Here is an 11,936-nt window from a genome sequence, read left to right on the forward strand (position 1 = left end):
GCGCCGGCGCGCGGCGGCCCTGCGCGCCATGGAGGCCGACACCGGCCTGAGCCACCGCAGGTGGTGGACGCCCTACCTCTTCCTCGCCCCCGGCCTGGTGATGGTGACGCTGTTCAGCCTCTGGCCGTTCGTCAACACCGTCGTCCTGTCCCTGACCGACGCACGGATCCTGCGCGGGGGCCGCTTCGTCGGCCTCGACAACTACGCGCGCGCCCTCGCCGACCCCGACTTCTGGACGGCGGCCGGCAACAGCGTGCTCTACCTGCTGGTCGTCGTACCGTGCCTGGTCTTCCTCCCCTTGGCGCTCGCGGTCCTCGTCTCGGCGAAGGTCCCCGGCATCGGCTTCTTCCGGTCCGCCTTCTACACCCCGGTGATCGCCTCGGCCGTGGTCGTCGGCCTGATCTGGCAGTGGGTGCTGCGCAGCGACGGCCTCGTCAACACCGTCTTCCGGCGGATCGGGGTGATCTCCGAGCCGATCCCCTTCCTCACCGACTCCACGATGCTGCTGGTCTCCGCCATGATCGTGACGGTGTGGAAGGGCCTCGGCTACTACATGGTCTTCTACCTGGCGGCCCTGGGGAACGTGCCCGCCTCCCTCCACGAGGCGGCGGCGATCGACGGCGCCGGCCCGGTGCGACGCTTCGTGTCCATCACGATCCCCCAGGTCAAACCGATGATGCTGCTGGTCGGCACCCTCTCGGCGATCTCGGCCCTGCGCGTCTTCACGGAGATCTACATCCTCGGCGGCGAGAGCGGCGGCCCCGGCGGCGGCGCCCGCACCCTGCCCTTCCTGATCCGGCAGGTCGGACTCGGCTTCGCCGGCGAGACGGGGTACGCGGCGGCCATCTCCCTGCTGCTGTTCCTGCTGACGCTGGTCTTCAGCCTGCTCGGGCGGCGCCTGTCGAAGGGGGACGGGAATTGAGCACCCCCACGGGTCCCCGCACCCCCACGCGCACCCGCGCCCGGGCCGGCCGCGCCGCCCGCTACGCGACCCTGCTGCTGATGCTGGTCGTCACACTCGGGCCGATCGTCTGGCAGTTCCTCACCTCGATCCGGGGCCGCGGCGAGAACGTCTACGACGGACTGCTGCCCTCCGACCCCACCCTCGACAACTACCTCCGCGTCGCCGGGTCCTTCCCGCTGGCGCGGTACGTCGGCAACACCCTGACGGTCGCGGCCCTGGCCGTCACCTCGAACGCGCTGTTCTGCGCGATGGGCGGCTACGCCCTCTCCCGGGCCGGCTGGAAGGGCCGCCGGGTGGTCTTCACGGTGTTGGTGGCCACGCTGATGTTCCCCTTCGAGTCCGTGATGGTCTCGATGTTCCTCACCATCCGCGGGATGGGGCTGGTCGACACCCTCGTGGGGGTCTGGCTGCCCGGCGCGGTCTCCGTCCTCAACATCATGATCATGCGGGCGGCCTTCCTCGCGGTCCCCCGCGAGGTGGAGGAGGCGGCGGTCCTGGACGGGGCCGGCGAGTGGACCCGCTTCACCCGCGTCTTCCTGCCGTCCGCCAAGGGCGCCCTGGCCGTCGTCTGCCTCACCAGCTTCATGGGCGCCTGGGACGACTTCCTGTGGCCCCTGCTGGTCCTCACCGACAGCGAGAACCACACGCTCCAGCTCGGCCTGAAGACCCTCGCCGGCGCCACCACCGTCAGCGATCAGCGCGTCATCGCGGCCGGCGCCATGGCGGCGCTCCTGCCGATGTTGCTCCTCTTCCTCGCCCTCCAGCGTTTCTTCTTCCGCGGCGTGGGCGAGGGCGCGGTAAAGACCTGAGGGTCGCCCCGTCCACCCCTCCGTGCCCCACCCCGCTCCGGTCCTTCCCTCTCCCTCCCTCCGTCCGTCCCCCCGTCCCTCCCTGGAGCCGCCGTCATGCACGACGACCGCAGCGTCACCGAACACCGTCTCCGCCGGATGCTCGCCGAGCGGATCAAACCGGCCGTCCACTCCCGCGCGCACCCGCTGACCGTCGAGCGCTGGGAGGCCCCGGGCGAGCCCGTCCCGGTCACCGAGGCGCTCGCCGCGCCGTACGGGCCCTGCGCGATCGGCGAGCCCTGGGGTCCGGCCTGGGGCACCACCTGGTTCAAGGTCACCGGCACGGTGCCCGCCGAGTGGGCCGGCCGCACCGTGGAGGCGGTCCTCGACCTCGGCTTCGACCGGATGATGCCCGGCTTCCAGTGCGAGGGCCTGGTCCACCGCGCCGACGGCGGCGAGGTCAAGGGCCTGAACCCGTACAACGACTGGGTGCGCGTCGCCGACCGGGCCGCGGGCGGCGAACGCGTCGAGTGGTACGTGGAGGCCGCCTCCAACCCGATCCTCGTCGACCACGTGCCCACGACCGAGGGCGACCGGCTGACCAGCGGTGACCGGCCCCTGTACCGGCTCGCCCGGATGGACCTCACCGTCTTCGAGACCGAGGTCTGGGAACTCGTACAGGACCTGGAGGTCCTTTACGACCTCATGACGCAGCTCGACCCGGGGGAGGCCCGCCGGTACACGATCCTGCGGGCCGTCGACGCCGCCCTCGACGAGGTGGACCCGGCCGACGTCCCCGGCACCGCCCCCGCCGCCCGCGCCCGCCTGACCGGTGTGCTCGCCGCCCCGGCGCACGCGTCCGCGCACCGGATCAGCGCCGTCGGCCACGCGCACATCGACTCGGCCTGGTTGTGGCCGTTGCGCGAGACGGTCCGCAAGGTGTCCCGGACCACGGCCAACGTGGTCGCCCTGATGGACGCCGATCCCGACTTCGTCTTCGCCATGTCACAGGCCCAGCAGCTCGACTGGATCAAGACCCACCGGCCCGAGCTGTTCGAGCGGATCAAGAAGAAGGTCGCCGACGGACAGTTCGTCCCGGTGGGCGGCATGTGGGTGGAGTCCGACACCAACATGGTCGGCGGCGAGGCCATGGCCCGCCAGTTCCTCTACGGCAAGAAGTTCTTCCTCGACGAGTTCGGCATCGAGACGAGGAACGTCTGGCTCCCCGATTCCTTCGGCTACACCGCCGCGCTGCCGCAGATCGTGCGGCTCTCCGGCTCCCACTGGTTCCTGACGCAGAAGATCTGTTGGTCCCAGGTCAACACCTTCCCCCACCACACCTTCTGGTGGGAGGGCATCGACGGCAGCCGGGTCTTCACGCACTTTCCGCCCGTCGACACCTACAACTCCGACCTCGGCGGCGCCCAGATGGCGCACGCCGCCCGCAACTACCGCGAGAAGGGGCGCGGTTCGCGCTCCCTGGTGCCCTTCGGCTGGGGCGACGGCGGCGGCGGTCCCACCCGCGAGCACCTCGCCCGCGCCCACCGGCAGCGGGACCTCGAAGGGGCGCCCCGGGTGGAGATCGAGCGGCCCGACGCCTTCTTCGAGAAGGCCCGCGCCGAATACGAGGACGCGCCCGTGTGGGCCGGGGAGCTCTACCTCGAACTGCACCGGGGCACCTACACCTCCCAGGCCAAGACCAAGCAGGGCAACCGGCGCGCCGAGTCCCTGCTGCGGGAGGCCGAGCTGTGGGCGACGACCGCCGCCGTACGGGTCCCCGGATACGCCTACCCGTACGAAGAACTGGAGCGCCTCTGGAAGACCGTCCTGCTCCACCAGTTCCACGACATCCTGCCCGGCTCCTCCATCGCCTGGGTGCACCGCGAGGCGCGCGACACCTACGCCCGCGTCCACGAGGAGCTGCGCGCGATCACCCGCGCCGCGCAGAGCGCCCTGGCCGGGCCGGGGGAGGAGCGGCTCGTCTTCAACTGCGCCCCGCACGCCCGGCGCGGCGTCCCGGCCGGGGGCGCCGGCCGCCCCGAGGGGGTCGGGGAGCCGGTGACCGTCGGGGAACGGGCGGGCGGCGGGCACGTGCTCGCCAACGGCCGGCTGCGGGTGGAGGTCGACGGGCGCGGGCTGCTCGTCTCGGCGTACGACCTGCGCGGGCGGCGCGAGGCGCTCGCCCCGGACGCCGCCGCCAACCTGCTCCAGATCCACCCCGACCTGCCGAACATGTGGGACGCCTGGGACGTCGACGCCTTCTACCGCAACAAGGTCACCGACCTCGTCGACGTCGACGCGCTGGAGCTCACCGAGGAGGGCCCCGAGTCCGCCACCGTCACCGTCCACCGCTCCTTCGGCTCCTCGACCGTACGCCAGAGCATCACCCTGCGCGCCGGCGCCGCGACCGTGGACCTGGTCACGGAGGTGGACTGGCACGAGACGGAGAAGTTCCTGAAGGCGGCCTTCCCCCTGGACGTGAAGGCCGAACGGACCGCTTCCGAGACCCAGTTCGGCCACGTGTACCGGGCCACGCACACCAACACCTCCTGGGAGGCGGCCAAGTTCGAGATCTGCGCCCACCGCTGGATCCACGCCGAGGAACCCGGGTGGGGCGTGGCGCTCCTCAACGACTCCACCTACGGGCACGACGTGACCCGTACGGTGCGGCCCGACGGTGGCCAGACCACCACCGTACGGCTCTCCCTGCTGCGCGCCCCGCGCTACCCGGACCCGGAGACCGACCAGGGCCGGCACACCCTGCGCCACCGGCTCGCGCCCGGCGCCACGATCGGGGACGCGGTGCGCGAGGGACACGGGCTGAACCTGCCCGAGCGGGAGGTGCGGGGAGCCGGGCCGGTGGCCCCGCTGGTGGCGGTGGACGACGACGCGGTGGTCGTCGAGGCCGTCAAGGCGGCCGAGGGCCGAGGGGGCGACGTCGTCGTACGCCTCTACGAATCCCGGGGCGGGCGGGCGCGGGCCGTCCTCACCCCCGGCTTCGCGGTCACCGCGGCGGTGGAGAGCGACCTCCTGGAACGCCCCCTGGAGGGCGGGGCCGTCGCGGCGCCCGCCGCCGACGGGACGGTGGCCCTGACGCTGCGCCCGTTCCAGATCGTCACGGTCCGCCTGCGCCGGTCCTGACCGACGGACCGCGCCGGTCGGCCGCACCCGGAGCTCGTGGCGGTCGGGCGCGCCGGCCGGCCGTGAACTGTGCCACAGCGGGCGGCGGCGGGGGCCCGTGACACCGGGGTCCGGGGGCGGAAGCCCCCGGACCTGGTTTTGCACCTAGTTGCAAAAACCCGGTCCGCTCGCTAGAACAGGTTCATCACCCCGTGCGAGGAGGCACCCCCGATGAACCAGAGTCCCCAGAGCCGGTACCCGCACCTGCTCAGCCCCCTGGACCTCGGTTTCACCACCCTGCCGAACCGCGTGATCATGGGCTCGATGCACACGGGCCTCGAAGAGCACGAGCGCGGCTTCGAGCGCCTCGCCGCGTTCTACGCCGAGCGGGCCCGCGGCGGAGCCGGCCTCATCGTCACCGGCGGCATCGCCCCCAACGACGCCGGCCGCCCCTTCGAGGGGGGCTCCCGCCTCACCACCGAGGACGAGGCCGCCGAGCACCGGGTGATCACCGAGGCGGTGCACGCCGAGGGCGGGAAGATCGCGATGCAGATCCTCCACTTCGGCCGCTACGCCTACCACAAGGACCTGGTCGCGCCGAGCGCGCTCCAGGCCCCCATCAGCCCCTTCCCCCCGAACGAGCTCACCGACATCGAGGTGGAGCGCACGATCGAGGACTTCGTGCGCGCCGCCCGCCTCGCGAAGCTCGCGGGCTACGACGGCGTCGAGATCATGGGCTCCGAGGGCTACCTGATCAACGAGTTCATCGCCGCCGCCACCAACCGGCGCACCGACCGCTGGGGCGGCGCGTACGAGAACCGCGTGCGCTTCCCGCTGGAGATCGTCCGCCGCACCCGCGAGGCCGTGGGCCCCGACTTCATCCTGATCTACCGGCTCTCCATGCTGGACCTGGTGCCCGGCGGCTCCACCCTCGACGAGGTCGTGCGCCTGGCCAAGGAGATCGAGGCCGCCGGCGCGACCATCATCAACACCGGCATCGGCTGGCACGAGGCCCGCATCCCCACCATCGCCACCTCCGTCCCGCGCGGCGCCTACACCCGGTTCACCAAGCGGTTGATGGGCGCGGTCTCCGTCCCGCTCGTCACCAGCAACCGCATCAACACCCCCGAGATCGCCGAGGAGATCCTCGCCGACGGCCGCGCCGACCTGGTCTCGCTGGCCCGTCCCTTCCTCGCCGACCCCGAGTTCGTCTCCAAGGCCGCCGCGGGCCGTTCCGAGACCATCAACACCTGCATCGGCTGCAACCAGGCCTGCCTGGACCACACCTTCAGCGGCAAGATCACCAGCTGCCTGGTCAACCCCCGCGCCTGCCACGAGACCGAACTCGTCCTCTCCCCGACCCGGACCAGGAAGAACGTCGCCGTCGTCGGCGCCGGTCCGGCCGGTCTGGCCTGCGCGGTCTCCGCCGCCGAGCGCGGCCACTCCGTCACCCTCTTCGAAGCCTCCGGACACATCGGCGGCCAGCTCGACGTGGCCCGCCGGATCCCGGGCAAGGAGGAGTTCGAGGAGACGATCCGCTACTTCGGCAACCAGCTCGCCGCCCGCGAGGTCGACGTACGGCTGAACACCCGCGCCGACGTGGAGACCCTCCGGGACTACGACGAGGTCGTCGTCGCCACCGGCGTCACCCCCCGCACCCCCGACATCGAGGGCGTCGACCGGGAGAACGTCGTCAGCTACCTCGACGTCCTGCGCGACGGCGCCCCCGTGGGCGAGCGCGTCGCCGTCGTCGGCGCCGGCGGCATCGGCTTCGACGTCGCCGAGTTCCTCACCGACAGCGGCGAGGGCGCCTCCCAGGACCCGGACGTGTACTTCCGCCACTGGGGCGTGGACACCTCCTACGCGGGCCCCGGCGGCCTCGCCGCCCCCGAGCGCCCCGCCTCCCCCCGCCGGGTCCACCTGCTCCAGCGCAAGACCACCAAGGTCGGCGGCGGCCTCGGCACCACCACCGGATGGATCCACCGCGCGGAGCTCAAGCACCGCGGCGTGGTCTCCGTCGCGGGGGCCACCTACGAGCGCATCGACGACGAGGGCCTGCACATCACCGTCGACGGCGAGGCGCACCTCGTGCCCGCCGACACCGTCGTCCTGTGCACCGGCCAGGAACCGCGCCGGGACCTCTGGGAGGCGCTGCGCGCCGCGGGCGTCGAGGCGCACCTGATCGGCGGCGCCGACGTGGCCGCCGAACTCGACGCCAAGCGGGCCATCAAGCAGGGGACGGAGCTGGCCGCCGGCCTGTGAGCGGGCCCCGCGCGCACGGGAGTTGTGGCGGCCCGCCCCGGGCCGCCACAATCGGCGGGTGACGCTGACTCCCGCCGACGCGGACCGCATCCTCAAGGACAACTTCGCCCCCTGGGTACTCGCCCTGGGCCTCACCGTCGAGGAGACGGGCGAACGGCACGCCGTGCTGCGGCTGCCCTGGTCCGACACCCTCGCCCGGGACGGCGGGGGCCTCAGCGGCCAGGCCCTGATGGCCGCCGCCGACACCGCCACCGTCATCGCGATCTCCGCCGCGCGCGGCGCGTACGGACCGATGACCACCGTCCAGCAGTCGACGAGCTTCCAGCGGCCGGTGACCGGCACGGACGTGCTGGTCGACGTACGGGTCACCAAGCTGGGCCGCCGCATGGCCTTCGCGGACGTCACCCTGACCCCCGAGGGCGCCTCGGAGCCGGCCGCGAAGGCTTCCACGGTCTACGCCCTGCTGGGGTGAAGGCCTACGGGGTGGCGACCCGCACCCCGGTCAGGTGCTCGGCCGCCGCCCACAGGCGGGCGTTGGCGGCCGGGTCCAGGGCGCCGCGCGCCAAACGGGCCGTGGCCGTCGGGCCGATCAGGCCGAAGCGCCGGCCGGGGCCGTAGTAGCCGCCGGCCTCGGCGTCCGGGCTGGTGGCGGCGTAGAGCAACGGTTCGGTGCCCGGCCCGACCTCCTGCTTCGGGATGACGTCCACCGTGCTCAGGGCGCGGTGCAGGCGGGAGGGGCGGCCCCGGCCCAGGCTGGCCCCGGCCGTCTGGAGGTTGGTCTTCGTGTACCCGGGGTGCGCGGCGGTGCTGCGCAGCGGCCAGTTCCGTTCGGCCGCGAGCCGGGCGAGGTGGCGGGCCATCATCAGGTCGGCCAGTTTCGACTGGGCGTAGGACAGCATCGGTTGGTAGCGGCGCCGCTCCCACTGGAGGTCGGCGAGGTCGAGGCGGCCGAAGTGGGCGGTGGCGCTGCTCATCGTGGTCACGCGCGGGGCGGGCGCGGCCAGCAGCGCGGGCAGCAGCCGCACGGTCAGGGCGAGCGGGCCGAGGAAGTTGCTGCCCATCTGGAGCTCGAAGCCGTCCGCCGTGGTCATCCGGGTGGGCGGCGCCATCACCCCGGCGTTGTTGACCAGCAGGTCGACCGGGGTGCCGGAGTCGACGATCCCGTCCGCGAAGGCGGCCACCGACGCGAGGTCGGCCAGGTCGATCCGGCGGACCTCCAGCAGCGCGTGCGGATGGCGGGCCAGGATCTGCGCGCGGGCCGTCTCGCCCTTCTCGGGGGTGCGGACGGCCAGGATCACCCGGGCGCCGGACTCGGCGAGGCGGCGCGCGGCCTCCTTGCCGGTGCCGCTGTTGGCCCCGGTGACGACGGCGAGCTTCCCGGACTGGTCGGGGATGGCGTACATGGCGTGCTCCTCACGGAGACTCGTAAGAGACCGGCGGTCTCATGTCCTCTTCGCCGAAGCTAGCAGACCACCGGTCTGATAACAACAGACCGCAGGTCTGTACGCTGGGTGTCGTGACCACGCCCCCCGACTTCCAGCGCGCCCGCAGCGACGAGCAGCGAGCCGCTCGCCGCCGGGCGATCCTCGACACCGCCGCCGCGATGCTCGCCGAGATGCCGGTCGCGCAGCTCAGCCTCAACGAGCTCAGCCGCCGCGTGGGCCTCGCCAAATCGAACGTGCTGCGCTACTTCGAATCGCGCGAGGAGATCCTGCTGGAACTCCTCACCGACGCCACCCGCGCGTTCGTCGACCACCTCGCCGACACCCTGCCCGCGGCCCTCGACGGGGACCCCTCCGACGCGGCCCTCGACGGGGAATCCGATGGGGCCCCGTCCGACGGGCGGGCCGGCTCCCGCCCCGACAGGCTCGCCGCCCTCCTCGCCGAGGGCCTCGCCGCCCGCCCCGTCCTGTGCGACCTCCTCAGCGCCCAGGCCGCCGTCCTGGAACGCAACGTCTCCGCCCAGGTCGCCGCCCGCTACAAGAGGGCCGCCATCGACACCGCCGGCGACCTCGGTCGGATCGTCGCCCGGCACCTGCCCGAACTGGGGGAGTACGACGCCTTCCGGTTCGTCGCGGGAGCCGTCATGGTCGCCGGCGCGGTCTGGACCCACGCCCACCCCTCCGCCGCGATGCTCGCCGCCTACGCCTCCGATCCGGAACTCGCCGTGCTGCGCGTCGACTTCACCGACACCCTGCGCCAGACGCTGGAGGTCCTGCTGTCCGGACTCCTGGCCCGCGCCGGCCGGGAACCGGGTGCGTGAGGACATGAAACGACCCGGGTGGTGCCCGTGCGGGCACCACCCGGGTCGTCGTCCCCGGCGGGAGGCGCGGCTCAGAAGCGCCGCGGCGAGACCGGCAGCGGCAACGGGGTCGTGCCCGGCAGCACCTCGCTCCGCTCGGCCCCGCCCGGAGCCGTCCGGCATTCGACGTCCTTCGCGGGCAGCCGGCCCGTGCTCAGGTAGTCGTTGACGGGGGCGTTCGCGCAGGACCGCGGATCGGCCAGGTACACGCCGTGTCCCTCACCGCCCAGGACGGTCACCATCCGCGAGCCCTTCAGGGCCCGGTGCAGGCCCTGACCGCTGACCAGCGGGGTCTGCGAATCCCACTCGTTCTGCACGGTCAGGACGTTCGCCCGGGTCTTCATCGGCGTGGCCGCCTCCACCGGCCGCTGCCAGAACGCGCACGGCTTGATGTTCGAGGCCATGTCCCCGTACAGCGGGTACGCGGCCTTGTCGCGGACGGCGTCGCGCCGGTACCGCTCCGGATCGCGCGGCCAGGCGTCGGTGTCCCCGCACAGCACCGACCAGAACACGGCGGTGCCGTTGTCGGGGGCCGGGCCCCCGGCTCGCACGGGCTGCGGCGCCGGCTGCCGCCCGAGGGCCGTCCTCAGGTCGGGCACCGCCCGTCCCTGCGGCTGCGGCCCGCCCTCGGCGGCGGCCTTCAGGGCGGCGATCACCGGGGCCGCCTGCTCCGGAGAGAAGAACAGCGGGCGCGCGGTGCGGATGTCGTCGCCCGTCAGCTTCTGCCCCTGGAACTCGATCGGCTCGCGGTCCGCCCGCGCCACCAGGCCCCAGAACGTCCCCGACACGGCCTGCGGGGTGGACCCGAGGCCGTACTCGGCGTCGCGCTCCGCCGTCCAGCGCGTCCACCGGGCGAAGGCCGGCTCGGCCTCCGTCGCCCACATCTGCAGAGCGCCGCGCCAGGCGCGCTGCGGGTCCACGCCGCTGTCGAGGACGAAGCGGTCGGTGCGGGAGGGGAACATCTGCGCGTACACCGCGCCGAGGTAGGTGCCGTACGAGTAGCCGACGTAGGACAGCCTGCGCTCGCCCAGCGCCACCCGGATCGCGTCCATGTCGCGGGCGGTGTTGCGGGTGGTGATGTGGGGGAGGACCGCGCCCGCCTTCTGTCGGCACTTGTCGGCGACGGTGCGCGCCCAGGCGACGTCCGAGGCGTAGGTCTCGGGCCGGTAGGCGCGCTCGAAGTTCTCCTCGGCCTGGTTCAGCCCGCAGGTGATGGGGCTGCTGGCGCCCACGCCGCGCGGGTCGAAGCCGATCAGGTCGTAGCGCTCGCGGACCTCCTTCGGCATCGACTCGGCCATCATCAACGGCAGGTCCAGCCCCGAACCGCCCGGGCCGCCCGGGTTGAACAGCATCACGCCGTGCCGTTTGGCGGGGTTCTCGCTCTTGATCCGCGATATGGCGATGTCGAGGGTCCGCCCGCCGGGGCGGCGGTAGTCCAGCGGCACCTTCACGGTGGCGCACTCGTACGAGGCCGGCTGGTCGGCGCTGCAACGGTGCCAGGAGGGCTTGGCCGGGGCGTACGGCGACGCCGGGTCGGCGGACGCCTGACCGGCCGTCAACAGGGGTAGTGCGGTGGCGAGGAGACCGCCTGCGGCGAGCAGGGGTGCGAAGCGTCGTGTGCGCACGAGGAGCCGTTCCTTTCGGAGAGGGGCGGATCGCCCCCACCCTGGAGGAGAAGGGTGCGCGGGCGAATCATCCCTCAGGGCGGCCCGTGTGCGTCCTGCGGACGAGTCGGGATCCGGTCAGCCGGCCGACGCGCCGGGCATGCCGGTACGCCGCCCCGTACGCCGCCCCGTGCGGCGGCGGCCCGTCAGTGGCCGCCGTGCTCCGGGGCGGAGCCGTGCGCGGCGGTGGTCTCGACGCTGCCGCCCAGGCGTCCGCGCACGCCCGTCAGGGCCTGCTCCGAGGGGGCCGTGACGACCCAGCGGTTCCCGACCAGGTACGTGCCGCCGTAGGCCCGGGTCTCCTCAAGCCAGGCCCGCAGGCCCCGTTCGGCGGCGAACGTGGTCACGCGGAAGGTGCCGTCGACGGTCTCGCACCCACCCTGGCGCAACTCCTCGGCCTCGACGCTCACCCGTGCGGTGCAGCCGATGGCGCCCGCGATCTCCTCGACGGTGGCGGGCCGGGTGCGGGCCGCCGCGCCGTCGTGCCCGGCCGCCGCCGTACCGCAGCCGCCGCAGGACAGGGCGCCGCACAGGGCGGTGAGCACGAGGAGGACCCGGCGGGGCGTGCGGTGGCTGCGGTACGGCATGGCGACCTCATCGGCTGCTCGGAGGCGGGTGGTGCGCGGGCGCGCGCGGGGAGGGGTGGAGGGATGCGGCCGTGGTGCCCGGCGGGGAGGGGGGCCGGACACCACGGCGGCTCGTGGGTGGGGGGAGAGGGGGAGAGGGGGGAGGGGAAGGGACGGCCTAGGGCCTGTCGTCAAACTCCTGTCGTCGCCCGGAGGGCGGCCCTGCGGCGTCTGGTGCGTGCTCTCGGCGTGCCGGGCGGAAGCACGTGT

Annotated in this window: 9 protein-coding genes; 6 read left to right on the plus strand and 3 right to left on the minus strand. The window is 73.3% G+C overall.

Annotation, left to right across the window (positions count from 1 at the left end; genetic code table 11):
• The first annotated feature begins 28 nt into the window (after positions 1 to 28).
• From AB0D01_RS37260 to AB0D01_RS37280, 5 genes are all read left to right on the plus strand, one after another.
• Positions 29 to 922, plus strand: a complete 894-nt coding sequence (locus tag AB0D01_RS37260; RefSeq protein ID WP_363063413.1) for a sugar ABC transporter permease — start codon at positions 29 to 31, stop codon at positions 920 to 922.
• The gene (locus AB0D01_RS37265; RefSeq protein ID WP_363063398.1) at positions 919 to 1,773 is read left to right on the plus strand and encodes a carbohydrate ABC transporter permease; all 855 of its coding nucleotides are present in this window, start codon (positions 919 to 921) and stop codon (positions 1,771 to 1,773) included. The genes AB0D01_RS37260 and AB0D01_RS37265 overlap by 4 nt, the downstream gene beginning before the upstream one ends.
• Before the next feature lie 96 nt (positions 1,774 to 1,869).
• On the plus strand, positions 1,870 to 4,893 hold the full coding sequence (locus AB0D01_RS37270) for a glycoside hydrolase family 38 C-terminal domain-containing protein (protein WP_363063400.1): 3,024 nt from the start codon (positions 1,870 to 1,872) through the stop codon (positions 4,891 to 4,893).
• A 210-nt stretch (positions 4,894 to 5,103) separates the two neighbouring features.
• Positions 5,104 to 7,134, plus strand: coding sequence for an NADPH-dependent 2,4-dienoyl-CoA reductase (locus AB0D01_RS37275; RefSeq protein ID WP_363063402.1), 2,031 nt, complete (start codon positions 5,104 to 5,106; stop codon positions 7,132 to 7,134).
• Between the two features lie 58 nt (positions 7,135 to 7,192).
• Positions 7,193 to 7,606 (plus strand): PaaI family thioesterase, encoded by a 414-nt coding sequence (locus AB0D01_RS37280; RefSeq protein ID WP_363063404.1) that lies wholly within the window; start codon positions 7,193 to 7,195, stop codon positions 7,604 to 7,606.
• A 4-nt stretch (positions 7,607 to 7,610) separates the two neighbouring features.
• On the opposite strand, the gene AB0D01_RS37285 is transcribed toward AB0D01_RS37280, so the two are convergent.
• Positions 7,611 to 8,537, minus strand: a complete 927-nt coding sequence (locus AB0D01_RS37285; protein ID WP_363063405.1) for an SDR family oxidoreductase — start codon at positions 8,535 to 8,537, stop codon at positions 7,611 to 7,613.
• A gap of 113 nt (positions 8,538 to 8,650) precedes the next feature.
• Between AB0D01_RS37285 and AB0D01_RS37290 the strand changes: the two genes are divergently transcribed.
• Positions 8,651 to 9,397, plus strand: a complete 747-nt coding sequence (locus AB0D01_RS37290; RefSeq protein WP_363063407.1) for a TetR/AcrR family transcriptional regulator — start codon at positions 8,651 to 8,653, stop codon at positions 9,395 to 9,397.
• A gap of 71 nt (positions 9,398 to 9,468) precedes the next feature.
• On the opposite strand, the gene AB0D01_RS37295 is transcribed toward AB0D01_RS37290, so the two are convergent.
• Positions 9,469 to 11,061: an alpha/beta hydrolase gene (locus AB0D01_RS37295; protein WP_363063409.1), complete on the minus strand. Its 1,593-nt coding sequence runs from the start codon at positions 11,059 to 11,061 to the stop codon at positions 9,469 to 9,471.
• A 185-nt stretch (positions 11,062 to 11,246) separates the two neighbouring features.
• Positions 11,247 to 11,687, minus strand: a complete 441-nt coding sequence (locus AB0D01_RS37300; RefSeq protein WP_363063411.1) for a hypothetical protein — start codon at positions 11,685 to 11,687, stop codon at positions 11,247 to 11,249.
• Between the last annotated feature and the right edge of the window lie 249 nt (positions 11,688 to 11,936).

The sequence above is a fragment of the Streptomyces sp. NPDC048606 genome (assembly GCF_040650855.1).
Taxonomy (GTDB): Bacteria; Actinomycetota; Actinomycetes; order Streptomycetales; family Streptomycetaceae; genus Streptomyces.

Bases quoted from the DNA above. Each gene is read 5' to 3' on its own strand.
- AB0D01_RS37260 (WP_363063413.1), top strand. From the start codon at position 29: ATGGAGGCCGACACCGGCCTGAGCCACCGCAGGTGGTGGACGCCCTAC.
- AB0D01_RS37270 (WP_363063400.1), top strand. From the start codon at position 1,870: ATGCACGACGACCGCAGCGTCACCGAACACCGTCTCCGCCGGATGCTC.
- AB0D01_RS37275 (WP_363063402.1), top strand. From the start codon at position 5,104: ATGAACCAGAGTCCCCAGAGCCGGTACCCGCACCTGCTCAGCCCCCTG.
- AB0D01_RS37285 (WP_363063405.1), bottom strand. From the start codon at position 8,537: ATGTACGCCATCCCCGACCAGTCCGGGAAGCTCGCCGTCGTCACCGGG.
- AB0D01_RS37300 (WP_363063411.1), bottom strand. From the start codon at position 11,687: ATGCCGTACCGCAGCCACCGCACGCCCCGCCGGGTCCTCCTCGTGCTC.